We start from the raw sequence: 26,726 nt of genomic DNA, 5'->3' as shown, positions 1-26,726 counted from the left end.
CACGGACGATGCCTTGTGGCACCGCCCCGAGCGGCCATGAGCTCAGTTCAAGACGCGTGCCAATGCCGCTTCAAGAATCTTCAGCGCTTCATCGACTTGTTCTTCGGTGGTCACCAGCGGTGCGAGGAAGCGCAACACGTTGCGGTACACACCGCATTTGATCACCAGCAAACCGCCGGCCCGGGCTTCATCGATCAGTCGCTGATTCAGGTCGGCGTCCGGCGTGCGGGCAGGGTCATTCTTGATCAGTTCGATCGCCAGCATGAACCCGGTGCCGCGCACGTCGCCGATTTGTGCATGGCGTGCCTGCAAACGTAGCAGCCCCTGACGCAAACGCTCGCCCAGTGCTTCGCCGCGGGTCAGCAGCTGTTCTTCCTCGAAGGCCTCGATCACCGCCAGCGCGGCGGCGCAGGACAAGGCGTTGCCACCGTACGTGCCGCCCAGGCCACCGGGCAGCGGCGCGTCCATGATCTCAGCCTTGCCGACCACCCCGGACAACGGCAAGCCACCGGCCAGGCTCTTTGCGACGGTCACAAGGTCCGGCTGAATGCCCGCGTGCTGGAAACCGAACCACTTGCCGGTACGGCCGAAACCGGTCTGGATTTCATCGAGAATCAGCACGATGCCGTGCTTTTCCGTCAGCGCGCGCAGGGCCTGGAGAAACGCTGCCGGCGCTGACAGGAAACCACCGTCGCCCTGCACCGGTTCGATGATGATCGCGGCGACACGCTCAGGGGCAACCTGGGTGGCCAGCAACTCGTCGAGGGCTTTGAGCGCCATCTCACAGGTGACGCCGCGATAGGCATTGGGATACGGGGTGTGGAAGACCTCCGGCGCGAACGGCCCGAAGTTCTGTTTGTACGGCTGGCTCATGCCGGTCAGCGTGGTGCCGAGCAAGGTGCGGCCGTGGAAGCCACCGCGAAAGGCGATCACTGCCGAGCGGTTGGTGTGGGCGCGGGCGATCTTCACCGCGTTTTCCACCGCCTCGGCACCAGAGGTAAAGAACGCCGCTTTATACGCTTCCTTGCCACCGATCATTTCGCACAGGCGCTGGGCCAGGTCCAGATAAGGCTTATAGGCCACCACCTGGAAACAGGCGTGAGAGACCTTTTGCAATTGCGCCTGCACCGCAGCGACCACCTTCGGGTGGTTGTGACCGATGTTCAGCACACCGATGCCGCCGACAAAATCCAGGTAGCGCTTGCCGTCCACGTCCCACAACTCGGCACCTTGGGCGCGATCGATCACCAACGGGTGAGCGGTAACCAGGCCACGCGGCACGAATTGATCGCGCTGACGGAGCAAATGAGGGGTTTCGTCGACTTTGCTATTCATGGCATTTCCCATCGTGAGTCCGGCAACCGGGAGGTGGTTGCGATGGTGTTCAGGTTAAGCCTTGCGCGAAACGATCTACGCCGAACTTGGCCCCTGAGAAATTCGGATCGACTGTTTTCACCCTGCCAAACGGCAGATTCCTTTCGCCCGCCGAATCTGCCGGGCCGTCGCCGATCGAACATCGCGAAACCCGTTTAACCCGGCCCTTTCGACAGATCCTGCGCCGACGTTGCGCGATGATGTTCAGCACCTTCATCCTTCAGGACATGCCCATGGCCCTGCTTTATAAAGCTGACCCTGTGCGCGGCGAACAGTGGAAAGCGCTGTTTGCCGAACACGCCCCGGATATCGAATGGCGCGCCTGGCCGGACATCGGTGATCCGGCTGAGATTGAATACCTGGCCGCATGGCAGGCACCGGATGATCTGGAAACGCTGCTGCCGAACCTGAAAGTGTTGTTCGCGTTGTCCGCCGGAGTCGATCAACTGGACCTCAGTCGCTTGCCCGCGAGCTTGCCGGTGGTGCGCCTGCTGGACCCCGGCATCACCCGCGGCATGTGTGAGTACGCCAGTTTTGCCGTACTCAGCTTGCACCGGGACATGCTTCGCTATCGCCAGCAGCAAATGGCGCGGTGCTGGCAGGCGCACTTGCTGCAACCGGCAGCCACGCGGCGGATCGGTGTGATGGGCCTTGGCACCCAGGCTCAGCAGATTCTGGCGACATTGCAGCCATTGGGCTTTGCCTTGTCGGGTTGGGCGCGCAGTGCACATCAGGTCGCAGGCGTGGAGTGCTATGCCGGGCGCGAGCAACTGTCGGCGTTCCTTAGCCAGTGCGATATTTTGTTGTGCGTGCTGCCACTGACTGAACAGACTCTGGGCATTCTTGATCGTGAGTTGTTCCGGCAATTGCCCCATGGCGCAGCGTTGATCAACATGGGCCGTGGCGGGCATCTGGTGGAAAGTGACTTGCTGGAGGCGCTGGACAGCGGGCAGCTCAGTGGCGCGGTACTCGATGTGCTGCAGGAAGAACCAGCGCCGTCGGATCATCCGTTTTGGGATCATCCGCGGATTCTGCTGACACCGCATATTGCCGCGATGACGCAGCCGGAGAGTGCGTTTGGGGTGTTGTTGGAGAATATCCGGCGGTATGAGCGGGGGGAGTTGATGGCCGGTCAGATTGATCGAAAACAGGGTTATTGAGTGTGTATGACTTGGTATTTGGGGTGTCTGTTAAGGCCACCCCTCACCCCAGCCCTCTCCCCAAGGGGGAGAGGGAGCAGATCTTCACTGTTTTCGAAACCTGAGTTCGACTCGAAATTTTCAGGTCGCCAAATCCAGTACAAGCACCACGGTCAGTCCCCTCTACCCTCCGGGGAGAGGGTTAGGGTGAGGGGTCGATTTCAGATCCACCACACACTCAAAGCCAGTCAGCAATCGCCTTCCCAACCTCCTGAGTCGACCCCGTCCCCCCCAGATCCGGTGTAATCGGCCCCTGCGCAATCACCCGCTCGATCGCCTGCAAGATCCCGTCATGCGCCGCGCGATAGCGCTCGTCCCCATTCCCCAGGAAATCCAGCATCAACGCCCCGGACCAGATCATCGCAATCGGGTTGGCGATGTTCTGCCCGTAGATGTCCGGCGCCGAACCATGCACCGGCTCGAACAGCGACGGAAACCGTCGCTCAGGATCGAGGTTCGCCGAAGGCGCAATACCAATGGTCCCTGCACACGCCGGCCCCAGGTCGGAAAGAATGTCGCCAAACAGGTTTGACGCCACCACCACATCAAAACGGTCCGGTTGCAGCACGAAACGCGCGCACAGAATGTCGATGTGCTGCTTGTCCCAGGTGATGTCCGGGTACTGCGCCGCCATCAATGCGGTGCGCTCGTCCCAGTACGGCATGCTGATGGAAATTCCGTTGGACTTGGTCGCCGCCGTCAGGCGCTTGCGCGGACGGGTCTGGGCCAGCTCGAAGGCGAACTTGAGAATCCGGTCCACGCCGCGCCGGGTAAATACCGACTCTTGCAGCACGAATTCATGCTCGGTGCCTTCAAACATCTTGCCGCCCACCGACGAATACTCGCCCTCGGTGTTCTCGCGGATCACCACGAAATCGATGTCCCCCGGTTTGCGTCCGGCCAAGGGGCACGGCACGCCGGGGAACAGACGCACCGGCCGAATGTTCACGTACTGATCGAAGTCGCGGCGGAACTTGAGCAGCGAGCCCCACAGGGAAATGTGGTCTGGTACCTTGTCCGGCCAGCCCACGGCGCCGAAATAGATCGCGTCGAAGCCCTTGAGCTGTGCAAACCAGTCGTCGGGCATCATTTGCCCGTGTTCCAGGTAGTAATCGCAATGCGCCCAGTCGAGCACTTCGATGCTCAGGTCCAGCTGCCATTTCTTCGCGGCTTGCTCCAGTACTCGCAGCCCTTCCGGCAGAACTTCCTTGCCGATGCCATCGCCGGCAATCGCGGCGATTTTGAATGTCTTGCTCATCAATCTGCCTCCCCGTGTCTGTGAATTACAGCCCACCGATGTGGAAGGCTTTGACTTCAAGGTATTCGTCCAGACCGTACTTGCTGCCTTCGCGGCCCAGGCCTGATTGTTTGATGCCGCCGAACGGGGCGACTTCCATGGAAATGATCCCGGTGTTGAGGCCGACCATGCCGAACTCCAGCGCCTCGCCGAAACGCCATGAACGACGTAAATCCTGGGTGAAATAGTAGGCACCCAGACCGTAAGGCGTGGCATTGGCCAGCACGAGGGCTTCGGCTTCATCGGTAAAGCGCATCAACGGCGCCACCGGGCCAAAGGTTTCTTCGTTGGCCAGCAGCATGCCCGCGTGGGCCTCGCCGAGTACCGTGGGCTGCACGAATTGGCTGTCGCCCTCGGGCATGCCGCCGCAGAGCAAACGTGCGCCCTGGCTCAGGGCATCGTCGATGTGCCGGGCGACTTTGCTCACCGCCGCCTTGTTGATCAGCGGGCCGATGGTGACGTCGGCGTCCAGGCCGTTGCCGACCTTGAGCTTGCCCACCTCCTCCACCAGGCGCTGGGCGAAGCGTTCGTAGATGCCGTCCTGCACCAGAATGCGATTGGCGCAAACGCAGGTTTGCCCGGCGTTGCGAAACTTGCTGAGCATGAGGCCGGCGACGGCCTGCTCAAGGTCAGCATCGTCGAACACAATGAACGGCGCGTTGCCGCCCAGTTCCAGGCTTAAACGCTTGATGTGTTCAGCGCTTTGGCGCATCAGCAAGCGGCCGACGGCGGTCGAGCCGGTGAAGGAAATCTTGCGCACGCTCGGGTTGCCGGTCAGCTCTTCGCCGATGCCGGCGGGCATACCGGTCAACACGTTGAACACCCCGGCCGGAATGCCCACGCGCTCGGCCAGTACCGCCAATGCCAGAGCAGACAACGGCGTCAGGTCCGAGGGCTTGACGATGATCGGGCACCCGGCCGCCAGGGCTGGCGCGCATTTGCGGGTGATCATTGCGTTGGGGAAATTCCACGGGGTGATCGCGGCGCAAACACCCACGGGTTGCTTGAGCGTCATCAGTCGGCGGTCACCGCTGGGGGCCGGCATGGTTTCGCCGTAGACCCGCCGGGCCTCCTCGGCGAACCATTTGACGAAACCGGCGCCGTAGCGAATTTCGCCCTTGGCTTCGTTCAACGGTTTGCCCTGCTCGCAGGTCATAATCAGCGCCAGGTCGTCGAGGTTGTCGATCATGGCCTGATACCAGCGCTCGAGCAGCGCCGCACGTTCCGCCGCCGGGCGAGCGCGCCAGGCCGGCCAGGCTTTTTCGGCCGCTTCGATGGCGCGACGGGTTTCCGCGCCTTGCATCGCCGGTACGCGGCCAATCAACTGGCCGCTGGCCGGGTCGATAACGTCCAGGGTCGCGGCGTTGTCAGCGCCGATCCACTGCCCGTCGACATAGGCGAGTTCTGCTAAAAGGCTGGGGTCTTTCAAACGATTCTTGAGCATGGTCGAGTCCTGATCCGAGACACGCTCCAGTCTAGGGAGGTGCTGTGGATGAGGATGCTGAAAGTGCCGTTTGCGCGGTGTTGGATGCTGAAATTCGGGGTGGGACGGCAGGCTCTACCGGTGGAATTTGATGTTTACCGTGGCGAACGCAGAACCTGTGGCGAGGGAGCTTGCTCCCGTTCGGCTGCGAAGCAGTCGTAAACCGGTTGATGCGTGTTACCTGACTGACCACGGTAGCTGTTTTCAGGGCCGCTTCGCGCCCCAGCGGGAGCAAGCTCCCTCGCCACAGGGGAATGGAGTCGTCCGGGAACGACGGGCTCGGCCTTACAGTTTCAGGGAACCGAGCAGGCCATCCAGAAACCGCTCCGCGGCCTCCATCTGGCTGATCTCGATGAACTCGTCCGGCTTGTGCGCCTGTTCGATCGAGCCCGGTCCGCAGACCACTACCGGCACATCGAGGCGTTGCTTAAACAGCCCGCCTTCGGTGCCGAACGAGACTTTGGCGGTGCCGGTATCCGGCGCGGCGAAGTTCTTCAGGAAGCGCACCGCTTCGACACTCGGGTGGGTATCGAGGCCGGGATAGACGTTGACGGTTTCGATTTCGATCGCGGCGACACTGGACAGTTTTTTCGCCTCACGCACGATGACTTCGGCACGCTCGCGCATCTGTTCCAGGAACTGATCCAGATCGTCCGCCGGCAAGTTGCGCACTTCGAAGTCCAGGGTGCACAGGTTCGGCACAATGTTCAGCGCCTTGCCGCCAACAATCTGCCCGACATGCACGGTGCTGTAAGGCACGTCGTAGTCAGCATCCTGAGCGCCCTGCTCTTGTAACTGCTGCTGGCTTTGACGCAGCGCAGCGATGAAATCGCAGGCCACGTGAATCGCATTGACCGAGCGTGGTGCCAGCGAGGAATGCGCTTCCAGGCCACGGCAGTAGGTGCGGTAAGAACCCTTGCCCTTGTGCCCCAATACAAACTGCATGTTGGTCGGTTCACCGATCAGGCACAAAAACGGCCGCACCGGCGCCAGGTGCAACACGTCCAGCAAACGGCGCACACCGACGCAACCGGTCTCTTCATCATGGGACAGCGCCAGTTGCAGCGGCCGGCTCAAGGGGCTGTCCGCCGCGTCGAACATGGCGTCGATGGCCAATGCGATGAAGCCCTTCATGTCGCAGCTGCCACGGCCGTAAATCCGCCCGTCCTGCACCGTCGCCTGAAACGCCGGGAAGGTCCAGGCCTGCCCCGCCGCCGGCACCACGTCGGTATGCCCGGACATCAGAATCCCCGGCAACTCGCGAGGGCCGGTGCTGGCGAACAGGTTGGCCTTTTTGCCGGTTTCATCCTTGACGATCAGCGACTCGATGCCTTTGCTCAGCAGCAAATCGCGCACGTACTCGATGAGGGCCATGTTCGACTCCGAAGACACGGTGTCGAAGGCCATCAGGCGTTTAAGAATATCCAGTACACGGGGTTTCATGAGGCCTTGCTCCGTTGCTCGGCTGAGAGGGCGAACCGGTTGATGGAGAACGGCTCAATCGACGTGCTGGTGCTGCCGGTGCTGATCAGTTCGGCCATCACGTCGCCGACGCCAGGGCCGAGCTGGAAGCCGTGGCCACAGAAGCCGAAGGCGTAGAACAAGCCATCGACGGTACCGCTGGGGCCCATCACCGGCAGGGAATCAGGCAGATAACCTTCGATGCCGCTCCAGACCCGAATAATGTTGAGGTTGCCGACACCCGGCAGCAGACGGCGCATCTGCTCCATTTGATTGAGGATGCTGCGCGGCTCGACATAGGCCCGGCGATTGAGCATGTCCGGTTTGCTGCGATAACCGCCGCCGATGACGATGTTGCCGCGCGGAATCTGGCGAAAATAGATCACTTCCTCGGGAATTTTGGTGTACACGCCGATCACCGTCGGCAAGGCGTAAGGCACCGGTTCGGTCACGGCCATTTGCGGGCCGTGGGTGTCCAGCGGCACCGGCTCGCCGAACTGCGCCGACAATTTCTGGCCCCAGGCGCCCGCGGTGATCAACAGCTGAGCGGCGTTGAACTGGCGGCCGTCGGTGGTGGTGACGTTGAACTCGCCACCGACCTTCTGTACTTCGGCGACTTCGGTCTGTTCTTCGATCCGCGCGCCAAGTCGCCGTGCGGCACGGGCAAACGCCGGGGCTGCCAGACGCGGGTTGGCGTGGCCGTCGTGGGGCGCGTAGGAGCCGCCCTTCACGTCTGGCCCGAGGAACGGAAACCGCGCGTGCAGCTCGGCACCGCGAAAGATCTTCAGATCCAGTTGCGCCGCTTCGGGCGCGGCCGCATAGGCCTCCAGCTCAGGGATTTCGTCTTCGCGGTAGCACACACGCATGTGCCCGCTGGCGATGAATTCGAGGTCATCGTCGATCAACTCCGGCAAGCGCTTCCACAGGGCCCACGACCGGTTGGCCAACGCCAGTTGCCCAAGGAATCGGCCCTGGCGGCGCACGTTGCCGAAGTTCACGCCGCTGGCGTACTGACCAATCTGGTCGCGCTCCAGCAGGATTACCGACTGACCGCGCTGACGCAGAAAAAACGCCGCCGCCGAGCCCATCAGGCCGCCGCCGACAATGACGACATCGGCTTTGTGAACCGTCATGGCGACACCTCCTCGGTGAGCATCGAAAGGGGTTTGACCGGCGCCTGACCGCGCTGCCGGCCGACCTGTTGCACGCTGACACCGGCAGCGGCTGCAATCACCTCGGCCCCGGCCTGGGAACAATAACGGCCTTGGCAACGGCCCATGCCGACGCGGCTGAACGCTTTGGCCCGATTGACTTCGCAGGCGCCCTTTTCGCTGACGGTGCGGCGCAATTCGCCGGCGCTGATCATTTCGCAGCGACAGACGATGGCGGCATCCGGCAAGGCTTTGGCTTGGTCCGCCGGCCAGGGAAACGCCTGGGCCAGCCCCAGGCGAAACTGATCCATCACCGCCAGCGCGTGGCGTTGTTCGTCGCGCAACCCGGCATTCAGCGGTTGCTGCAAATCCTCCAACAGCGCCATGGCGACCAGCCTTCCGGCGTGTTCAGCCGCGTCCGCACCGCGAATCTTCGAGCCGTCTCCGGCCGCGTACACACCATTGACCGAGGTCCGGCCATCCTCATCAACCGCCAGCAACCATTGGCTGGACGCCTCATCGAACCGCAGGCGGCAACCGGCCAGATCCGCCAATTGCGTTTCCGGGCGCAGGTGATACCCCAGAGCCACGGCATCGCAATTGACCGTCAGGGTTTCCCCGCGCGCCGTGCTGACCCGCACGCCACTGACTCCGGTCGACTCGTCACCCAGCACTTGCTGAGGCTTGATCCCAAGATGTACCGGGATTTTCGCCTGATACAGCTGCGCCAACAGTTTCATTCCGGTGAACAGCAATCCGGGGCGCGCCAGCAGTTTGGGCATGGCGAGGATGCGCTTGCTCAGCGGCGAGGTATCGAGCACGGCCGCCACGTTGGCGCCGGCTTTGACGTATTGGCTGGCGACCAGATACAGCAACGGCCCGCTGCCCATGAACACCACGCTGCGGCCGATGGAGACTGCCTGGGACTTGAGCGCGATCTGCGCCCCGCCAAGGCTGTAGGTGCCTGCCAGTTGCCAGCCTTCGATCGGCATCAAGCGATCAGTGGCGCCGGTGCAGAGGATCAGCGCGTCGTATTCCACCGTCGTATGCTTGCCCTGACTGACGCAGCACAATTGCCCCGGCGTGAGGTTCCACACCAGCGTGTCCGGGCGGTAGTCAATCGACCCACGCAAGCGATCGAAGCTTTGGTGCAGGTCCTGGGCCTTGGCGGCTTCGGTGCCGTACAGCGTGGCGTAATCACGGGTAAAGCCTTCCGGCTGACGACGGTAGATCTGCCCGCCATCCCGGCGATTTTCATCGATCAGGATCGGTTTGAAACCCGCCGCCAGCAGGGTTTCGGCACAGCGAATCCCGGCCGGTCCGGCGCCGACGATAACGACTTTATTAGCGCTCAGCCGTGCAGTGGCCATGTCGCCTCCGGTTGTGTGGTGACGATGTCCAGCCCTTCACGGACTTCGTTGGAACAGGCACGCAGGCGTTCGCCGCTGCGGGTCCAGACCCAGCAATCCTGGCACGCGCCCATCAAACAAAAACCGGCGCGGCGGCCTGAATCGAATTCCGACTGGCGCAACGACGAGCCCTGGGTCAGCAACGCGACCATCAGGGTATCGCCCTGCAGCGCCTCGATGGATGAGCCGTCCACCTTCAGATTGACGGTCGGCCGGCCCTGCTCGGCCAGCCTCACAAAACGCCCGTTCATGCGCAGGCTCCCTGGGTCATGATGTTTAAATCCTGCTGGGTTTTCAGCAGCTCGGTGGTGTCGTGGTGGCAAAGGATTTCGCTGCCACCGGCGATGACTCGGCGGTTCGGCGCGGTGCGATTGCACAGGCCGTCGACCCGCACCGGGCACCGATTGAGAAAGGTGCACAGCTCCGGCACGTTGGCCCGGGCGCCGATTGGCGGCAGTTCGCCGCAGGTGGTGCCACAGTTTTCCAGCCAGCCCTGGCGCAGTTCCGGCACCGAATGGATCAACAGGTCGGTGTAAGGATGAAACGGCGCTTGGGCAAACGCTTGCCGAGTGCCGGCCTGAACCTTGTGGCCGCTGTACATCACAACAATGTCATCGCACAGCGCGCGGACGGTAGAGATGTCGTGACTGATGAACAGGTACGAAACCCCCAGTTCCTGACGCAGGTCGCGCAGCAGTTCGAGGATCGCCGCGCCGACCACGGTGTCGAGCGCCGAGGTCACCTCATCGCACAGAATCAGATCCGGTTTGGCCGCCAGCGCCCGGGCCAGGTTGACCCGCTGCTTTTGTCCACCGGACAGTTCATTCGGACGCCGTTCGGCCATGGCTCTCGGCAGGCGCACCAGGTCCAGCAATTCGCCGATGCGCTCGCGCAATGCGGCGCCCTTGAGACCGAAATACATCTTCAGCGGCCGGCTCAGAATGGTGCTGACGCTGTGCATCGGGTTGAGTGCGGTGTCGGCGTTCTGGAACACCATTTGAATGCGCCGGAACTGCTCGGCGGTGCGCTCGGACAGGCTGCCGCCCAGCGGTTGACCATCGAAAGTCAGCGCGCCCAGCGCCGGGGTCAGCAACCCCGCCACCACCCGCGCCAGGGTCGATTTACCCGAGCCCGACTCACCGATCACGCCGATGGCCTGGCCCCGGCGCACGGTCAGGTCGATGTCTTCCAGCACCCGAATCGACGGCATGCCGTGCATGTTCTTGTTGCCGTAACCGGCGGTCAGGCCCTGGATGGTCAGCAATGGCGTGTCTTGCGCCACATCGCAGGGCGGACGAATCGTCGTGTCCGGCCGTGCCGCCGCCAGCAGGCTGCGGGTGTATTCGTGGGCCGGGCCTTTGAGTAAAGGCGCGGTGGCGCTCTGTTCGAAAATCTCGCCGCCGTTGAGCACCACAATCTGATCGGCCATCTGCGCGACCACCGCGAGGTCGTGGGACACGTAAACCGCCGTCGCCCCCCGTTCGCGCACCACCCGTTTGAAGGCGCGCAGCACGTCGATCTGGGTCGTCACGTCGAGTGCCGTAGTCGGTTCGTCGAGCACCACCAGCAGCGGATCGCTGATCAGCGCCATGGCCGCCATCACCCGCTGCAGTTGCCCGCCGGAGACTTGATGAGGGTAGCGCTGGCCGATGTGATCGGGGTCCGGCAGCGCGAGGTCGCGGAACAGTTCAATGGCCTTGGCTTCGAGCACAGCCCGGCTGCCCAGGCCATGAATCAATGCGCCCTCCACCACTTGATCGATCAGTTTTTTCGCCGGGTTGAACGCCGCCGCAGCGCTTTGGGCGATGTACGAAACCCGGTTGCCTCGCAGGCCTTGCAGCTCGCTTTCGCTTAACGCGAGCATGTCGTGCTCGCCGATCTGCACCACACCGGACGCCAGGCGACAACCGCGCCGGGCGTAACCGAGCAGCGCCAGCGCGATGGTGGTCTTGCCGGAACCCGACTCGCCGATCAACGCCAGCACTTCACCTTTGGCCAGGGAGAAACTCACGCCCTTGACGATTTCGACTTCGCCACGCTCGCCACTGGCGACCACGCGCAGGTTTTCGACTCGAATCAATTCACTCATTTCAATGGCCTCCCGAACGTCGACTACGTCGCGAAGACAGGCGGTCGATAAACAGATTCACACCGATGGTCAGGGTGCCGATGGCCAGGGCCGGAATCACGATGGCCGGCGCGCCCTGGTTGAGGCCGCCGATGTTTTCGCGCACCAGCGAGCCGAGGTCGGCATCCGGCGGTTGCACGCCCAGACCGAGGAAACTCATGCCGCTGAGCAGCAACACGATGAAGCCGAAACGCAGGCCCAGGTCGGTCAATACCGGGTTGAGCATGTTCGGCAGGATCTCCACACACGCGATGTACAGCCGACGTTCGCCGCGAGTACGGGCCACTTGCACGTATTCCAGGGCTTCGATGTTCACCGCCATGCTGCGGGCGATGCGGAACGCGCCGGGGGTGAAACTCAGCACCGCGGTGCAGATCAGCAAGGTCACCGACGAGCCGAACGCCGAGACCATGATCAGCGCCAGCATCTTGCTCGGGATCGAGATGAAGGCATCCATCAAGCGGCTGATCACTTCATCCAGCCACTTCGGCGACACCACCGACAGCAGCGCGCAACTGGTGCCCAGACCGCTGGCCAACACAGCCGCCACCAACGCCAGGCCGACAGTGAAGCGTGCGCCGACGAGGATGCGGCTGAGCATGTCGCGGCCCAGGTAATCGGTACCGAACGGGTAAACGGCGCTGATGCTGTCGAACACATTGTCAGAGACCACTTCGCCCACCGGGTGCGGCGCCAGCCAAGGGCCGAAGATCGCCACCAGCAACCAGATAACACACATCGCAGCCCCGATCAGACCCAGCCAGGCCGGACCATGAGACACCTTGCCAACCGACAGGTCGGGGGTCGCTGGCGTCGATTTCACAATGAGATTGTTCATTGGTTTCTCAGCCTCGGATTGGACAGAATCGCGCACAGGTCGGCAATCAGCACCAACCCCAGGTACGCCGTGCAAAACAGCATGGTGCAGGCCTGGACCAGCGCCATGTCGCGGTTGGTCACCGCATCGACCATCAGGCTGGCGATGCCGGGGTAGTTGAAGATCGTTTCGACGATCACCACCCCGCCCAACAGGTAGGAAAGACTCAGGGCGATGGCATTGGCGATCGGCCCGATGGCATTGGGCAAGGCATGGCGCAGCACGATGCGCATCGGGCTCACGCCTTTGAGCCGGGCCATTTCTACGTAGGGACTGTCCAGTTGATCGATCACCGCCGCCCGGGTCATGCGGGCCATTTGCGCGACAATCACGCAGCACAGCGTCATCACCGGCAAGGCGTAAGTGCGCATGAATTGCCAAGGTGAGGTGATGTCACTGGCGTACGACAGCGCCGACAACCAACCCAGGTTCACTGCAAAAATCAGCACTGCCAGGGTCGCCACCAGAAACTCCGGAACGGCGACCATGGCCAGGGTGAAAAAGCTCAGGAAGCTGTCGATGCGCCCACCGCGGCCCATCGCCGAGCCGATGCCCAGAATCAACGCCACCGGCACTGACACCAGCGCCGTGGCGGCCGCCAGCATCAAGGTGTTGGGCACCCGCCCGGCCATCAACTCGCTGACCGGCATGGCGTTGGAGACCGACTGGCCCATGTCGCCGCTCAGCAGGTTCATCAGCCAATGCAGGTAACGCAACACACCGGGCTGATCCAGCCCCAGTTTCAGGCGCAACGCCGCCACCTGTTCCGGCGTGGCGAACTGCCCGAGCGATTGTTGCGCCGCGTCCCCCGGCAGTACCGCCGTGATCGCAAACACGACCATGGACACGATCAACAAAGTCACGATCGCGGCGCCCAGGCGCCGTCCGATCAACCACAGTGTGTTGCTATTCATCGCCCTACCCTCATGCAATGTCCCCGTCGCTTCAATCACTGCACGTCAAGCGTCCAGCCAGACCTGCTCGGCGAACATGTAGCCCATGAAACCGCCCAGCGGGTTGCTGCCATAGCCTTTGATGCGCTGGTCGACACCGTCGATGTTGCTGATGAACACCGGCACGCCGATGCCGCTGTGGTCATGCACCAGGGTCTGCATGTCGGCGTACATCTTGCTGCGCTTGGCGTCGTCGGTTTCACCCCGGGCGAGCATCAGCAACTGATCGAACTGATCGTTCTGCCAGCCGGATTCGTTCCACGGCGCTTTCGACTGGAAGAACTGCGAGAACATCACGTCGGCGTTCGGCCGCGGGTTGATGTTGCCGAAGCTCAGCGGGTGCTTCATCCAGTGGTTGGACCAGTAGCCATCGCTCGGCAGGCGGTTGACGTCGAGCTTGAGCCCGGCCTGTTTCGCCGACTGTTGCAACAGCACTGCGATGTCCACCGAACCGGTGGCGGCCGGCGATGCGACCAGTGGCATGGTGATGCTTTCCATGCCGGCCTTCTTCAGCAGGAACTTGGCTTTCTCCGGGTCGTAGACCCGTTGCGGCAGATCAGCGTTGTAGTAGCGCGAACCCGGGGATATCGGATGGTCGTTACCGACCACGGCAAAACCACGGAACACTGCGGATTTGACCTGTTCACGGTCCAGCAGGTGTTTCATGGCCTGAGTGAATTCGGCGCTTTTGCCCGGCATCTGGTCCTGACGGATGATCAGGTCGGTGTAGTTACCCGATGGCGCATCGACGACGCGGTGTTTGGGGCTGGCCTTGATGCGCGTGGTTGAACGCGGGTTGACCTCGTTGATCATGTGTACGTCGCCCGACAACAGCGCGTTGACCCGCGACGGTTCGTCGGCAATGGCGATGAACTCGATCTCGTCGAGGTACGGCAGGCCCGGCTTCCAGTAGCCGGTATTGCGCGCGGCAATCGAGCGCACGCCCGGTTTGAATTCCTTGACCTTGAATGGCCCGGTGCCGATGCCCTGGTTGAAGTCAGTGGTGCCTTCAGGAACGATCAGAAGGTGCGACACGGCGAGGATCGAAGGCAGCTCGGCGTTCGGCGCGCTCAGGCGGATTTGAACTTCGTTGGGGCCGGTGGCTTTGATTTCTTCGAACTGCGCCATCAGCGGCATGACCTTGGAACCGGTCAGCGGATCCTTGTGGCGCGACAGCGAGTACACCACGTCGGCGGCGCTCAGGGTCTTGCCGTTGTGGAAGGTCACATCCTTACGCAGGGTGATGGTCCACAGCGTGGCGTCGGTGTTGTCGATGCGCTCGGCCAGTTCCAGTTGTGGCACCAAGTGGGCGTCGAAACGGGTCAGGCCGTTGTAGAACATGAAGTGGCGCACGTAGTCGGTCGACAACGCGCCTTTGGCCGGGTCGAGGGTGTCGGCGGTGGAACTGGACATGCCGGCGACGCGAATCCGCCCGCCCGGTTTGCCTTTGCCGGGGGAGGCAGCTTCTTCGGCGAACAGTTTGCCGGCGGCGCCGAACAGACTGCCTGCACCGGCAGCTGCAACACCTGCCACACCAAGCATCTGCAAGGCATTGCGGCGCGACATGCCGCGATTGAGGCCTTCAAAGACTCGCAGGCTTTCTTGGCCGGAGATCAGTTGAGAGTCGATCTTTTTGTCAGTCATATCAGTTGTACCTGTCGATAATGAGAAGGCTCGGGTTGTCCGGAGCGTTGAAACGCAAACGACGGTGACGCCACAACATCAACTCAATGCAAATAATCCTGGAAACGGTAATAGGCGCCCACAAACGGCAGGAACCACGGTTTGCCGAAATGCCCGGGAATCGCCGGCCATTCGAGTTCACGCCAAGGGTTGGCTTCGACGTTGCCGGCCATGACATCGGCCATGACCTGGCCCATGTGCACCGACATCTGCACGCCATGGCCGCTGTAGCCCATGGAGTGGTAAATCCCGCCGTGTTGACCGGCCCGGGGTAGCCGATCGGACGTCATGTCCACCAGCCCGCCCCAGCAGTAGTCGATCTTCACGTTGGCCAACTGCGGGAACATCTGCACCATCGCCGCTTGCAGCACTTTGCCGCTTTTGGCGTCGTTGACGCTGTCCGACATGGCGAACCGCGCACGGCCGCCAAACAGCAGGCGATTGTCCGGGGTCAAGCGGAAGTAGTTACCGATCATGCGGCTGGTGACATAGGCGCGGCGGCCCGGCAACAACTGCTCGATCAGCGATTGTGGAAGGACTTCGGTGGCAATCACGAAACTGCCCACCGGCACGATCCGCCGCCGATACCAACCCAACCCACCGTGCTGACAGGCGCCCGTGGCCAGCAACACCTGACCGGCGTGCAGCGATCCTTTGCTGGTGTTGACCTGATAACCGCCGGCCCGGGCTTTCCAGTCCGTCACCGAGGTGCCTTGATGGATCAACGCACCATGGCGAGCTGCCGCTTCGGCCAAACCGACACCGAAGCGCCCGACATGCATCTGCACGCCGTTGCGCTGCAGCAAGCCACCGTGGAACTGGGCCGAATTGACTTCCGTGCGGGTCTGCTCGGCGGACAGCAATTCGACGTCGGCATCGACTTCCTTGCGAATCAGTTCGCACGTCCGTGCCAGGCCCTCGTAATGCATGGGCTTGGCCGCCAGTTTGAGTTTGCCATTGCGGATCAGGTCGCAGGCAATTTGCTCCTGGTCCACTAATGAAACGACACTCTGCACTGCGCTTTCGTAGGCCTGGTAATAAGCCCGAGCCTTGTCGGCACCGAGGCTGGCGCTGAGCCCGGCGTAATCCTGGGCCACACCGGTGTTGCACTGGCCGCCATTGCGTCCCGACGCTTCACCGATAACCCTTCCGGCCTCGAGCACCACCACACTGGCGCCCTTCAAGGCCAACGCCCGGGCCGCCGCCAGGCCGGTGAAACCACCACCGACGATGGCCACGTCGACCTGCCCGGGCAATGCGCCGAGCTGAGCACCGCTGAACGCCGGTGCGGTGTCGAGCCAGTAGGATTCACTGCCCATGTCTAACCCGCCTATGCCAAAAAAAGAATGCGTTGAAGAGTGTCGTTACCGTTCGACTCAGAGACCCACCAGTGCGGCCAGCCCGCCGATGTCGGTGATCTGCTGGTAGCCGTAGAAGGCATTGCCCGGCACTTCGTGACCACGGGCGACGAAGGCCTTGTTCTTGATCTTCATGTCGTGGGCCGGCATCAAGTCGTAACGGAAGCTGGAAGACACATGCAAGATGTCTTCCGGTCCGCAGTTGAGGTTGTCGAGCATGTACTCGAACGCGGCCAGACGCGGCTTGTAGGCCTGGGCCTGTTCGGCGGTAAAGACCTTGTGGAACGGCGCGCCGAGTTTGTCGACGTTGGACATGATCTGGCTGTCGCTGGCGTTGGAGAAAATCACCAGCGGGATCTTGTCGGCGATTTTCGACAGGCCGGCCGGCACATCGGGGTGCGGGCCCCAGGTCGGGACGGCGTCGTAATACAGCTGACCTTCGTCACGGTACTCGACGCCCCAGCGCTTGCAGGTCCGCGCCAGTGCGGTTTTGAGGATCTCGTCATAGGGCATCCAGTCACCCATGACCTGGTCCAGGCGGTAGGCCGAGAAGTCCTTGACGAACTGATCCATCTGCTCGGGCTTCACGCGATCGGCGAACAGTTCGCGAGTCATCGTGCCCATGTGGAAATTGGTCAGCGTACCGTAGCAGTCGAACGTAATGAATTTGGGGCGAAGAAAGCTCATTGAGTGCGGTCCTGAAGTTCGTTGAGGTCATGGCGTGACAAGCATTTGCTCCGTTACCGAAGCGGTGATGCAACGCTGCAGCACACCGTCATTACAACACTGTGAAATCAGCAGATGGCGTTAAAAGCGACCTTCGCTCGATACAAACCACCGTTTTAGCGCCCACCCTCAGCAGACTTTGCGGCGCGCACAAGCCTTGGGCAAACCCCGTATTTGTGCGCTCTTATGGGCCTTTATAGCCCTGCAAGGGCAGATCACGCACCGATCTGCCGCAGAACCTGCGCCGGGCTGAACGAAAACGGGCGCTTCCTTGCGGAAGCGCCCGTTTGGGTGCGGTTTGAAACCTGTCGACGCTTTACGACTGCTTGCCCCTACCCGAGGTAGCAGCTGCCGAGCCTGCGAGGCTGCGTTCGGCGGCGAAGCCGTCGTGAATTCAAGCACCGCGGTCTTTCAGATAAATCGTATGCACAGGTTTTACGACTGCTTCGCCGCCGAACGCAGCCTCGCAGGCTCGGCAGCTGCTACAGATTGCGTTTACTGGACGATATCGATCAGCACACTCTTGAAACGTAAGTTGGCTTCGAACGCTTCGCGCCCCAGGTCCTTGCCGATGCCGGAGCGTTTGTAGCCGCCAGTCGGCAGGATGTAATCGTTACTGCGCCCGTAACGGTTAACCCACACCGTCCCCGCCTCCAGTCGCCGGACCAGACGCAGGGCGCGATTGATGTCGGCGGTGTGTACGCCCGCCGCCAAGCCGTAGGTGGCGTGCGCGGCCAGACTCAGCGCCTGCTCTTCATCATCGAATGCCTGCACCGTCAGCACCGGGCCGAAGATTTCTTCGCAGATGGCCGGATTGTCATTGTCCAGACCCGCCAGCAAAGTCGGTTGGTAATAAGCACCGCCCAGCCCTTCAAACACTCCGCCGCCGGTCAGCACTTCAGCGCCGGCCTGACGCGAGCGCTGGACAATGCCGTCGATGCGGCTGGCTTGCAGTCGGGAAATGATCGGCGACAACGTGCTCTCGGAGGACCAGGTCGGCCCCGGGCGCAGTTCCTCGAAATACGCCTGCAAATGCGCGATAAACGGTTCCATGATCGAGCGCTGGATCAACAACCGCGAACCGGACACGCACACCTGCCCGGCGTTGCCGGTGATGGCCAGCGCCACAGTGCGCGCGGTTTTGGCGATGTCCGGCACGTCGGCGAATACCAGCTGCGGGCTCTTGCCGCCGAGTTCCAGTGTCACCGGTTTCGGCCCCACCAGCGCGCAGGTCGACATGATGCTCGACCCGGTCGCCGTGGACCCGGTGAACGTCACCTTGGCCACTCGCGGATGGCGACACAAGGCATCGCCGGTGATGCGGCCATCGCCCTGAATCACGTTGAAAATCCCCGCCGGAATGCCCGCCTGCAGTGCCAGTTCGGCAAAGCGCAGGCTGGAGAACGGCGTCAGCTCCGAAGGTTTGAGCACCACGGCATTACCGGCGGCCAACGCCGGGGCGACTTTCCAGGAGGCCATGCTCAAGGGGAAGTTCCACGGTGCGATGGCGGCAATGACGCCGTAGGGTTCGGCGATCTGCATGCCCAGTCGATCAGTCTGGGTCGCCGCCACTTGACCGCCATGCTTGTCCGCCAGTTCGGCGAAAAAGCGAATGCCTTCGGCGACATAAGGAATATCCCAGGCGATCACATCTTTATGAGGACGCGTCGAGCCCACGGCTTCCAGCGGTGCCAGGATGGCAGCGTCCGCCTCGATCAGATCGGCCCAGCGGCGCATCACCCGCGCCCGCTCCCGCGGTGGACGGCTGGCCCAGTCACTGCGGTTGAACGCCTGCCAGGCATCAGTGACCGCTTCATCCACCAGGTCGGCATCGGCGATTGGCAACTGAGCATAGACCCGGCCGTCAGAGGGCCGTACCACCTCAAGCCCGGGTTGTGCATCTCGGTACTTTCCGGCAATGAAGTGAGCGCTGCGCACAGCGATAAGGCGGGGATCGAAGCTATCCATGGAGCACTCCAAATAGGGGACGACGCGTCGTGAACTCAGGTCTCCATCGTAGAAAAAAAGCTCTGGCATTTGCTGCCGACCTTGCGGTGCATTTAAGTAGTAAGTGTGGTCTGCCGGCCTCGGGCTTGCGGAATCTGCCGAATGCTCAAGCCCCCCTTGTCAGGCCTTCACACAGATGGGATACAGGCACCATCGCGCTGGAAATCCGGTCGCTCGCGCACATTGTCCAACGGAGACTCGCCATGTCCGCCTTGCAACAACCTGCTTATGTCTATCGGCCAATGACGGCCGCCGACCTGCCCTCGGCCCACGCCTTGTCCGTGCAGTTGAAGTGGCCCCATCGCCAGGACGACTGGGCCATGTTGCAACGGGTCAGCGACGGTTTTGTGGTGCTCGATGGCGAGCGTCTGATCGGCACCGCATTCGCCTGCCCCCAGGGTGGCTTCACCACCATCGGCCTGGTGATCGTCAGCGATGACTATCAAGGCAAGGGCATCGGCCGCAAGCTCATGGAACAGGCCCTGGATGCCTGCCAGTCACGCACCCCGATGCTCAACGCCACACTGGCCGGCGCGCCGTTGTATGCCAGCCAGGGCTTTGTCGAATTCGGCCGGATTCAGCAGCATCAGGGCAACGCCAATGCGCCTACACCCGCCGCACTGGCCGACGGCGAACACTGCCGTGTGCTGAACGCGGCGGATCAGGCTCGCGTGCTGGCTTTGGCCAACGCCGGCAGCGGGTTGGATCGCAAAGCGGTACTCGCTGATCTGTTTGAGGTGGTCGAGCATTCGGTGGGGATCGAACGCGACGGCCAGTTATGTGCCTTCGCTTTGTTGCGTCCTTTCGGCCGTGGTCGTTGTATCGGCCCGGTGGTCGCCGAAAACCTCGAGCAGGCCAAACACCTGATCGCCGTTTTACTGGCGCAAGTACCGGATGCCTTCGTGCGCATCGACATTCCGGCAGACAGCGGCCTGGGCGAATGGCTGGCGTCGGCGGGTTTGAAGCAGGTCGATACCGTGGCGCAAATGGCCAAGGGCACGCCACCGCAAACAGCCAATGGCGTTCAGCAGTTCGCTGTGGTGACTCAAGCCATTGGCTGATCGCTATCTCTCATCATCGTTTTATGGAGCGTCACCCGTATGTCTGAACCTACCGTTCTGCTGTTGGCTCGCGCCGACGGCAGCCGCGTTACCACGTCTTTTACAGCAGCGTCTTTGGGTGGTTTCGATCCGTTCAAGGACGGGCGCCAGGTGGCCTACAACGGCCCGGATGGCGTGTCAGCGGGCATCGTGCACATCAGCGGAACGCTTGATAGCGATGACTTTCCGCACACCGAAGTGATCGTGGTCCACGCCGGCCATGTCGTGCTGCAATCCGAGATGCAGACCCTGGAACTGGGTGTCGGCGCCAGCGCCGTGATCGGTCGCGGTACAGCGCTGCGACTTCAGGCTCATGCTGATACGTGCTGGGCCTTTTGTGCCGTCACCAGCCCCACCGCAAACCCGACACCCGGCCTGACCGCGCTCGATCCTCTGGACATGCTCTCGCCTTCGCTCGCACCGGAACCGCAGATTTTGATCGGGCCGACGCCGCAATGCCGCTCACACAATGCCTTCGAAGACGACGCCACCCATCTGCGCGTCGGCGTTTGGGATTCGACACCGTATGAGCGTCACGGCCGGCCCCACAAACTCCATGAGTTGATGCACCTGATCGAAGGCAGTGTCACCCTGCTGGCGCCTGATGGAACCAGCGTGGAGGTCAACACCGGCGACAGCGTGTTTGTGCCGCTCGGTGCACCGTGCGCGTGGAAAAGTACGCGGTATGTGCGCAAGTTCTACGCGGTGAAGTAGTGGCGTAGTGTCTTCCTGAGTGCGCGGCAGTTCGGGCAGGGTACGCTCCACTGCTGCGGCGATGAACGCGTGCCCATTTTCCCTATCCTTTTACGCACACCACCTGACGCAAGGTGTGCAGCACTTCCACTAACTCGCGTTGGGCGTGCATGACGTGGTCGATGTCCTTGTAGGCCATCGGAATTTCATCGATGACGGCAGCGTCCTTGCGGCACTCCACGTGGGCGGTGGCACGGATCTGGTCTTCGACGGTGAACAGGCTTTTCGCTTTGGTGCGACTCATGGTGCGGCCGGCGCCGTGGCTGCAGGAGCAGAAGGAATCCTCGTTACCCAGCCCGCGGACGATGAAGCTTTTGGCGCCCATCGATCCAGGAATAATCCCCAACTCGCCCTTCTTGGCCGATACCGCGCCTTTGCGGGTGACCAGAATTTCCTGACCAAAATGCTGTTCTTTCTGCACGTAGTTGTGGTGGCAGTTCACCGCTTCCAGCGCCACCTCAAAAGGCTTGTTGATCACTTTTCGTGTTGCCTGAATCACCGCTTGCATCATCAATGCACGGTTCTGCCTGGCGAAGTCCTGAGCCCAGCCGACCGCTTCGACGTAGTCATCGAAATGCCGGCTGCCCTCTTTAAAGTAAGCCAGGTCACGGTCCGGCAGATTGGCGAGGTGCTGACGCATGTCCACCTGAGCCATTTGAATGAACAGGTTGCCAATCGCATTGCCGACGCCACGGGAACCGCTGTGCAGCATGAACCAGACCCGGTTGGTTTCATCCAGGCACACCTCGATGAAGTGGTTCCCGCTGCCCAACGTGCCCAAGTGCCTACGGTTATTGGTGTTGGCGAGTTTCGGGTACTTGCCGGTGATCGCCTTGAACCGCGAGTCCAGTGCCGCCCAGGCTCGGTCCGCCTGATGCGGAACGCTGTCCCAGGCGCCCTTGTCCCGAGCGCCGCGCCCCACGGTGCGGCCATGGGGCACCGCTTTCTCGATTGCGCAACGCAAGCCATGCAGGTTGTCCGGCAAATCGCTGGCGGTCAGCGACGTGCACGCGGCGATCATCCCGCAACCAATATCTACTCCGACAGCGGCCGGAATGATCGCGCCAACCGTGGGAATCACGCTGCCGATGGTCGAACCCTTGCCCAGGTGTACGTCGGGCATCACGGCCAGATGCTTGAAGATGAACGGCATCTTGGCGGTGTTCATCAATTGCTGCCTGGCTTCGTTTTCTACCGGGACGCCTTCGGTCCAGAGCTTGATCTGTTTACCGTTGGCGACTTCCAGCAGTTGGTAGGTAGGTGCTTGCATGACTTCGATTCTTTTCGGTTGGTCGACTGTTCGACGTGGCGTCGCTTTGATTTTCCTACTTCGCGGAGAAAAGGGGACAAATTTATTCACTCACCGTGTTCCCGCCTCCTGGCAGTCGATTGTCATCGGCAGGAAGCGCTCAATCACCGCGATAGTGCATTTCATGAATTTGAATCTGTCACTGCGCCCCCATTGATTTCTCACGACTGCTTTCGCGTTGCAGTGCCATTGGCGTTGCCACGCAACACCGCAATATCCCGCTTGGGGGGTACGCCATACAGACGGCTGTATTCGCGGCTGAACTGGGACGGACTTTCATATCCAACCTTGTAAGCCGCACTGGATACGTCCTGATGTTCATTGAGCATCAAACGCCTTGCCTCGTTCAGTCGCAGCCATTTCTGGTATTGCAACGGGCTCATTGTGGTGAGTTGGCGGAAGTGGTGGTGAAAGGTCGGAGTGCTCATCTGCACTCGGGCCGCAAGCTCCTCGATGCGAAGCGCCGAGGTGTAATTCAACTTCAACCAATCGATGGCTTTGGCGATCCGATAACCTTGGCCATCGACAGACGTTATTTGTCGAAGCCGGCTCGCCTGATCACTCTGCAATAGACGGTAGTGAATCTCGCGCTGGATCAAGGGGGCGAGAACGGGGATGGACTCCGGCTCATCGAGCAGTGCCAATAAGCGCCCGAATGACGCCAGCATTGCAGGGGTCACTGAACCAATTCCGACCCCCTTCGCAACTGAACGATCACGGGTTGGCGGCAGATCGCTTTGCGCTATCAGCTCTGCCAGCATGCGCAGATCGAGTTTCAACGTCAGCCCCAGGCATGGCTGTTCCGGGCTTGCTGCCAGCACTTCTGAATTGGCCGGCAAGTCCAATGAGGTGATCAGAAAACGCGACGTGTCATACGGGTAACCCTCGCCCCCCACCCAGAGCTGCTTCTCCCCCCGGGCGACAATGATGATGCTTGGCTCGACCATGCAGACGACGGGCGGCGATGGATGTTCGCGCCTGAAGAAGCCGAGGCCCGCAATGGGCGTTCCGAAATCCCCTGGTCTGGAAACCTGCGTGCCAATGACTTGGGCGAGCGCTTCCTGGGGCGATGTGGCGGTTGCGTATTGGGTCGTCATGTTCATCTCGTACCTCTCGCTGAACTGTATCTCGCCAGCACACGACCGTCCTGCAAAAAAACAGAGACTCATAGAATCAGGCAAGTAATCCAGCGCAATGCACTACAGGGAGTTTGGGCAGCACCGGAGAATGTTCATCCGACAACTATTCAATCGGAAGGAATATCCAGTGAAAGGAATTTTGCTTGCCCTGGGGCTTCTCGTTACCTCGTTTTCTTCAATGGGAGCCGATATGTCATACGGTGCGGACAACTTCTACAAAGGCGACAAGGTGACCGTAGAAAAGGTCACTTTCAAGAATCAATACGGTATGAAGGTGGCGGGTAACCTGTTCACCCCGAAAGACCTCGATCCCGAATCCAGGAACGCTGCCATCATCGTCGGCCATCCCATGGGGGCGGTGAAGGAGCAGAGCGCAAACTTGTATGCCACCAAAATGGCCGAACAAGGATTTGTCACATTGTCGCTGGACTTGTCCTTCTGGGGCGAAAGCGAGGGCACACCTCGCCATGCAGTCTCGCCAGATATCTACGCGGAAGACTTCAGTGCTGCTGTCGATTTTCTCGGCACTCGACCGATTGTCGACCGTGAGCGAATCGGCGTCCTCGGCATCTGCGGCAGTGGCAGCTTCGCTATCAGTGCGGCGAAGATCGATCCGCGTCTGAAGGCCATCGCCACCGTCAGCATGTACGACATGGGCGCGGCCAATCGTAATGGCCTCAAGCACGGCGTAACGGCTGAACAACGCCAGCAGATCATTCGCGAAGCGGCGCAACAGCGCGATGTGGAGTTCCAAGGGGGGCAGATCCGCTATACCAGCGGCTCACCACTCAAACTGACCGGCAACGCCGTGGGCGACGAGTTCTACGACTTCTACCGCACGCCGCGAGGGGAAGTCACTCCGGCCGGCGCGTCGGCGCAAACAACCACCATGCCAACGCTGACCAGCAACGTGAAGTTCATGAACTTCTATCCGTTCAATGACATCGAGAGCATTTCCCCGCGCCCGCTGCTGTTTATTTCCGGTGCCCACGCACACTCACGCGAGTTCAGTGAGGATGCCTACAAGCGAGCCGCCGAGCCTAAAGAGCTGCTCATCATTCCAGATGCCGGACACGTGGATCTTTACGACCGGGTCAACCTCATTCCATTCGCCAGGTTGACCACGTTCTTCAAAAGCAACCTGAAGTAGCCTGATCGGTGCCCTGGCCGGGCACCGGTTCTCTCGTAGCCTCGTTGCCGGGGCTGCGACGCTTCGCGCAATACAGGATTCAAACAATGACTGATCACCTGCTCCCAGTGCCCCATAAATCATGGGGTGCCGTATTCGCCATGTCGCTCGCCGCCTTCGTGCTCGTGGCGTCGGAGTTCATGCCCGTCAGCCTGCTGACACCGATTGCCGCAGATCTGCATATCACCGAGGGGCAAGCCGGCCAGGGAATCTCCGTCTCGGGGCTGTTTGCCTTGTTCACCAGTCTTCTGATCGCATCGGTGGCGACGCGGGTTGCGCGTAAGCCGCTGCTCCTTTCACTGACACTGTTGATGATCCTTTCCGGAACAGTGGTCGCGTTCGCGCCGAACTACTGGGTATTCATGATCGGCCGCGCGCTGATCGGTGTTGCGATAGGTGGGTTCTGGTCATTGTCGGCGGCAACCGCCATGCGCTTGGTGCCTGATGACCAAATCACTCGCGCCATGGCAATCGTCAACGGCGGCAACGCTTTGGCGACAGTGATTGCAGCGCCTTTGGGCAGTTTTCTCGGCGCTTTGATCGGCTGGCGCGGTGCATTCTTGTGCGTCATTCCGGTCGCGGTAGTCGCCTCTGTCTGGCTTTTGTTCAGCCTTCCGGCGATGAAGTCGCAAAGCGGTTCAGGCACTGGGAATGTCTTCAGGTTGATGAAGAGCCTACCGGTCGCGTTAGGCATGGTGGCGGTCAGTGTCTTCTTCATGGGCCAGTTCATGCTGTTTACCTATTTGCGCCCGTTCCTTGAAACGGTCACGCACGTCAGTGTTTCCATGCTGTCGCTGATGTTGCTTGTCCTGGGTCTGGCGGGCCTCGCGGGAACCTTCTTGATTGAAGCGTTCTTGAAAAATGGCCTGAATCGAACCCTCGTCGTCATCCCGATCTTGATGGCGGTGATTGCACTGGCGCTTGTTTCATTCGGTAGCTCGGTGGCCACCACGACTGTCTTGCTTGGCCTCTGGGGCCTGGTTGCGACTGCTGCGCCCGTGGGATGGTGGACATGGTTGGCAAGAACGTTACCAGACGCTGCTGAAGCGGGAGGCGGCTTAATGGTGGCGATCATCCAACTGGCCATTGCGTCTGGCGCAACCATTGGCGGACTGGTCTTTGACGTAAGCGGTTATCGAGCGACTTTCGAGTTGAGCGCGACTTTGCTGGGCGTGGCGGCCGTTCTTGCCTTCCTGGCTGCACGCGCAGCATCACAGGAGCCTGTTGCATCGGCGAACATCGCTTGAAATAACCACAAGACACGCCAAGGCATGCCTTGTGGTTTAGATTGTGCACACGTTCGAACGTTGGACGTTACGGTCAGCGTGCGCTGTCGATGATTTGGCCACCGTCCGGCGTCAGGCTGTATCCCGTCAGGAATTGTGCATCCTTGCTGGCGAGGAATAGCACGACCGGCGCAATGTCCTCTTCGGGTGATCCATAACGGCCAAGTACGTTAGTGGGCGCAGGCACCTCTGCCGCAGTACCCCAAGTGTCTGCGACCGGCATGACATTGTTGACAGTAATCTTGTCAGCCCCCCACTCCCTTGCCGCCGAGCGAGTCAAGGCACGCACCGCCTCCTTTGCCATGTTGTAGGGGGCGTATCCCTGCAGGCCAATGACACCGGCCAGCGAGGCGAAGTTAATGACCCTGCCCTCCCCGCTGGCTTTGAGGTGGGGGTAACAGGCTTGCATCGTGCGCAGATAGGCAATAGGCCCCATTTCCAGATTGCGTTGCAATTGCTCGGCCGACAGATCCAGAACCGATGAAAGAACCACCGAGGGGTCGAAGGCATTGTTCACAAGAATATCGATCCGGCCATACGCAGCCACCACCTTTTCTACGGCAGCTTTGATTTGATCCGGGTCGGCGATATCACAGACTACTCCGAGGGCGATCCCGCCCGTAGTCTGGATCTCGGCGACAACTGCAGCGACATTTTCAGCCGTGCGTGAAACGACCGCTACCTTCGCACCTTCCTCCGCGAAAAGCTTCGCTGTGGCTCGGCCGATGCCGCGGCCGGCGCCAGTGATAATGGCAACTTTTTCATTGAGTCGGGACATGTTGATCTCCAATCAGTCAGGGTTTACTTGATATGCCGTGGTTACTTGGCCGTAAGGTGAATGAGT

General features: G+C 61.2%; 22 protein-coding genes. 5 read left to right on the top strand and 17 right to left on the bottom strand.

What is annotated here, in order from left to right; genetic code table 11:
* Nucleotides 1-42: 42 nt before the first annotated feature.
* On the bottom strand, nt 43-1,335 hold the full coding sequence (gene gabT / locus ABH912_RS04035; protein ID WP_429509684.1) for a 4-aminobutyrate--2-oxoglutarate transaminase: 1,293 nt from the start codon (nt 1,333-1,335) through the stop codon (nt 43-45).
* A 272-nt stretch (nt 1,336-1,607) separates the two neighbouring features.
* On the opposite strand from gabT, the gene ABH912_RS04030 reads away from it, so the two are divergent.
* Nucleotides 1,608-2,534 (top strand): 2-hydroxyacid dehydrogenase, encoded by a 927-nt coding sequence (locus tag ABH912_RS04030; protein WP_429509683.1) that lies wholly within the window; start codon nt 1,608-1,610, stop codon nt 2,532-2,534.
* Nucleotides 2,535-2,751: 217 nt separating this feature from the next.
* Here ABH912_RS04030 and ABH912_RS04025 read toward each other — a convergent pair whose 3' ends face one another.
* The 13 genes from ABH912_RS04025 to ABH912_RS03965 form a co-directional block, all read right to left on the bottom strand.
* Entirely contained in the window at nt 2,752-3,831 is a 1,080-nt protein-coding gene (locus ABH912_RS04025; protein WP_429509682.1) for a tartrate dehydrogenase, read from the bottom strand.
* 25 nt (nt 3,832-3,856) lie between these two features.
* A complete protein-coding gene (locus tag ABH912_RS04020; RefSeq protein ID WP_429509681.1) occupies nt 3,857-5,314 on the bottom strand; it encodes an NAD-dependent succinate-semialdehyde dehydrogenase in 1,458 nt (485 codons plus the stop codon).
* Nucleotides 5,315-5,638: 324 nt separating this feature from the next.
* On the bottom strand, nt 5,639-6,796 hold the full coding sequence (argE, locus tag ABH912_RS04015) for an acetylornithine deacetylase (RefSeq protein ID WP_429509680.1): 1,158 nt from the start codon (nt 6,794-6,796) through the stop codon (nt 5,639-5,641).
* Nucleotides 6,793-7,947, bottom strand: coding sequence for an NAD(P)/FAD-dependent oxidoreductase (locus tag ABH912_RS04010; RefSeq protein WP_429509679.1), 1,155 nt, complete (start codon nt 7,945-7,947; stop codon nt 6,793-6,795). Before ABH912_RS04010 ends, argE begins: the two co-directional genes overlap by 4 nt.
* Nucleotides 7,944-9,335 carry an FAD-dependent oxidoreductase gene (locus ABH912_RS04005; protein WP_429509678.1) on the bottom strand — a complete coding sequence of 464 codons (1,392 nt, stop codon included), beginning with the start codon at nt 9,333-9,335 and terminating at the stop codon, nt 7,944-7,946. Before ABH912_RS04005 ends, ABH912_RS04010 begins: the two co-directional genes overlap by 4 nt.
* Nucleotides 9,317-9,625, bottom strand: a complete 309-nt coding sequence (locus ABH912_RS04000) for a (2Fe-2S)-binding protein (RefSeq protein WP_033062149.1) — start codon at nt 9,623-9,625, stop codon at nt 9,317-9,319. Before ABH912_RS04000 ends, ABH912_RS04005 begins: the two co-directional genes overlap by 19 nt.
* Nucleotides 9,622-11,463, bottom strand: a complete 1,842-nt coding sequence (locus ABH912_RS03995) for an ABC transporter ATP-binding protein (RefSeq protein WP_429509677.1) — start codon at nt 11,461-11,463, stop codon at nt 9,622-9,624. Before ABH912_RS03995 ends, ABH912_RS04000 begins: the two co-directional genes overlap by 4 nt.
* 1 nt (nt 11,464) lies before the next feature.
* Nucleotides 11,465-12,340, bottom strand: a complete 876-nt coding sequence (locus ABH912_RS03990; protein WP_033062146.1) for an ABC transporter permease — start codon at nt 12,338-12,340, stop codon at nt 11,465-11,467.
* Complete coding sequence (locus ABH912_RS03985) at nt 12,337-13,293, bottom strand: ABC transporter permease (protein ID WP_033062145.1); 957 nt, start codon at nt 13,291-13,293, stop codon at nt 12,337-12,339. The genes ABH912_RS03990 and ABH912_RS03985 overlap by 4 nt, the downstream gene beginning before the upstream one ends.
* A 45-nt stretch (nt 13,294-13,338) precedes the next feature.
* A complete protein-coding gene (locus ABH912_RS03980; protein WP_429509676.1) occupies nt 13,339-14,976 on the bottom strand; it encodes an ABC transporter substrate-binding protein in 1,638 nt (545 codons plus the stop codon).
* Nucleotides 14,977-15,059: 83 nt separating this feature from the next.
* Complete coding sequence (locus ABH912_RS03975) at nt 15,060-16,334, bottom strand: NAD(P)/FAD-dependent oxidoreductase (protein ID WP_429509675.1); 1,275 nt, start codon at nt 16,332-16,334, stop codon at nt 15,060-15,062.
* A gap of 57 nt (nt 16,335-16,391) precedes the next feature.
* Complete coding sequence (locus ABH912_RS03970; RefSeq protein ID WP_033062141.1) at nt 16,392-17,060, bottom strand: haloacid dehalogenase type II; 669 nt, start codon at nt 17,058-17,060, stop codon at nt 16,392-16,394.
* Between the two features lie 534 nt (nt 17,061-17,594).
* Nucleotides 17,595-19,067, bottom strand: coding sequence for an aldehyde dehydrogenase family protein (locus ABH912_RS03965; protein ID WP_429509674.1), 1,473 nt, complete (start codon nt 19,065-19,067; stop codon nt 17,595-17,597).
* 242 nt (nt 19,068-19,309) lie between these two features.
* Here ABH912_RS03965 and ABH912_RS03960 point away from each other — a divergent pair, with 242 nt between their 5' ends.
* The gene (locus ABH912_RS03960; protein WP_429509673.1) at nt 19,310-20,167 is read left to right on the top strand and encodes a GNAT family N-acetyltransferase; all 858 of its coding nucleotides are present in this window, start codon (nt 19,310-19,312) and stop codon (nt 20,165-20,167) included.
* 39 nt (nt 20,168-20,206) lie between these two features.
* Entirely contained in the window at nt 20,207-20,920 is a 714-nt protein-coding gene (locus ABH912_RS03955; RefSeq protein WP_429509672.1) for a cupin domain-containing protein, read from the top strand.
* An 82-nt stretch (nt 20,921-21,002) separates the two neighbouring features.
* On the opposite strand, the gene ABH912_RS03950 is transcribed toward ABH912_RS03955, so the two are convergent.
* Entirely contained in the window at nt 21,003-22,229 is a 1,227-nt protein-coding gene (locus ABH912_RS03950) for an RtcB family protein (protein WP_429509671.1), read from the bottom strand.
* 200 nt (nt 22,230-22,429) lie between these two features.
* Nucleotides 22,430-23,365 carry an AraC family transcriptional regulator gene (locus tag ABH912_RS03945; RefSeq protein WP_429513038.1) on the bottom strand — a complete coding sequence of 312 codons (936 nt, stop codon included), beginning with the start codon at nt 23,363-23,365 and terminating at the stop codon, nt 22,430-22,432.
* A 169-nt stretch (nt 23,366-23,534) separates the two neighbouring features.
* On the opposite strand from ABH912_RS03945, the gene ABH912_RS03940 reads away from it, so the two are divergent.
* A complete protein-coding gene (locus tag ABH912_RS03940) occupies nt 23,535-24,557 on the top strand; it encodes an alpha/beta hydrolase (protein WP_429513036.1) in 1,023 nt (340 codons plus the stop codon).
* 86 nt (nt 24,558-24,643) lie between these two features.
* On the top strand, nt 24,644-25,843 hold the full coding sequence (locus ABH912_RS03935) for an MFS transporter (RefSeq protein ID WP_429509670.1): 1,200 nt from the start codon (nt 24,644-24,646) through the stop codon (nt 25,841-25,843).
* A 73-nt stretch (nt 25,844-25,916) separates the two neighbouring features.
* Here the strand turns inward: ABH912_RS03935 and ABH912_RS03930 are convergent, their stop codons facing one another.
* Nucleotides 25,917-26,660, bottom strand: coding sequence for an SDR family NAD(P)-dependent oxidoreductase (locus ABH912_RS03930; RefSeq protein ID WP_429509669.1), 744 nt, complete (start codon nt 26,658-26,660; stop codon nt 25,917-25,919).
* Nucleotides 26,661-26,726 lie beyond the last annotated feature (66 nt).

Source organism: Pseudomonas sp. BT76 TE3572 (assembly GCF_050435365.1).
In the GTDB taxonomy this organism is placed as follows: Bacteria; Pseudomonadota; Gammaproteobacteria; order Pseudomonadales; family Pseudomonadaceae; genus Aquipseudomonas; species Aquipseudomonas fluorescens_W.
Note: the sequence above shows the minus strand (reverse complement) of the source record. Positions and strands in the feature narration are given on the sequence as shown.

Excerpts from the sequence above, each read along its gene's own strand:
- gabT (WP_429509684.1), bottom strand. The coding sequence starts at position 1,335 with ATGAATAGCAAAGTCGACGAAACCCCTCATTTGCTCCGTCAGCGCGAT.
- ABH912_RS04030 (WP_429509683.1), top strand. The coding sequence starts at position 1,608 with ATGGCCCTGCTTTATAAAGCTGACCCTGTGCGCGGCGAACAGTGGAAA.
- ABH912_RS04025 (WP_429509682.1), bottom strand. The coding sequence starts at position 3,831 with ATGAGCAAGACATTCAAAATCGCCGCGATTGCCGGCGATGGCATCGGC.
- ABH912_RS04020 (WP_429509681.1), bottom strand. The coding sequence starts at position 5,314 with ATGCTCAAGAATCGTTTGAAAGACCCCAGCCTTTTAGCAGAACTCGCC.
- argE (WP_429509680.1), bottom strand. The coding sequence starts at position 6,796 with ATGAAACCCCGTGTACTGGATATTCTTAAACGCCTGATGGCCTTCGAC.
- ABH912_RS04010 (WP_429509679.1), bottom strand. The coding sequence starts at position 7,947 with ATGACGGTTCACAAAGCCGATGTCGTCATTGTCGGCGGCGGCCTGATG.
- ABH912_RS04005 (WP_429509678.1), bottom strand. The coding sequence starts at position 9,335 with ATGGCCACTGCACGGCTGAGCGCTAATAAAGTCGTTATCGTCGGCGCC.
- ABH912_RS04000 (WP_033062149.1), bottom strand. The coding sequence starts at position 9,625 with ATGAACGGGCGTTTTGTGAGGCTGGCCGAGCAGGGCCGGCCGACCGTC.
- ABH912_RS03995 (WP_429509677.1), bottom strand. The coding sequence starts at position 11,463 with ATGAGTGAATTGATTCGAGTCGAAAACCTGCGCGTGGTCGCCAGTGGC.
- ABH912_RS03990 (WP_033062146.1), bottom strand. The coding sequence starts at position 12,340 with ATGAACAATCTCATTGTGAAATCGACGCCAGCGACCCCCGACCTGTCG.
- ABH912_RS03985 (WP_033062145.1), bottom strand. The coding sequence starts at position 13,293 with ATGAATAGCAACACACTGTGGTTGATCGGACGGCGCCTGGGCGCCGCG.
- ABH912_RS03980 (WP_429509676.1), bottom strand. The coding sequence starts at position 14,976 with ATGACTGACAAAAAGATCGACTCTCAACTGATCTCCGGCCAAGAAAGC.
- ABH912_RS03975 (WP_429509675.1), bottom strand. The coding sequence starts at position 16,334 with ATGGGCAGTGAATCCTACTGGCTCGACACCGCACCGGCGTTCAGCGGT.
- ABH912_RS03970 (WP_033062141.1), bottom strand. The coding sequence starts at position 17,060 with ATGAGCTTTCTTCGCCCCAAATTCATTACGTTCGACTGCTACGGTACG.
- ABH912_RS03965 (WP_429509674.1), bottom strand. The coding sequence starts at position 19,067 with ATGGATAGCTTCGATCCCCGCCTTATCGCTGTGCGCAGCGCTCACTTC.
- ABH912_RS03960 (WP_429509673.1), top strand. The coding sequence starts at position 19,310 with ATGTCCGCCTTGCAACAACCTGCTTATGTCTATCGGCCAATGACGGCC.
- ABH912_RS03955 (WP_429509672.1), top strand. The coding sequence starts at position 20,207 with ATGTCTGAACCTACCGTTCTGCTGTTGGCTCGCGCCGACGGCAGCCGC.
- ABH912_RS03950 (WP_429509671.1), bottom strand. The coding sequence starts at position 22,229 with ATGCAAGCACCTACCTACCAACTGCTGGAAGTCGCCAACGGTAAACAG.
- ABH912_RS03945 (WP_429513038.1), bottom strand. The coding sequence starts at position 23,365 with ATGACGACCCAATACGCAACCGCCACATCGCCCCAGGAAGCGCTCGCC.
- ABH912_RS03935 (WP_429509670.1), top strand. The coding sequence starts at position 24,644 with ATGACTGATCACCTGCTCCCAGTGCCCCATAAATCATGGGGTGCCGTA.
- ABH912_RS03930 (WP_429509669.1), bottom strand. The coding sequence starts at position 26,660 with ATGTCCCGACTCAATGAAAAAGTTGCCATTATCACTGGCGCCGGCCGC.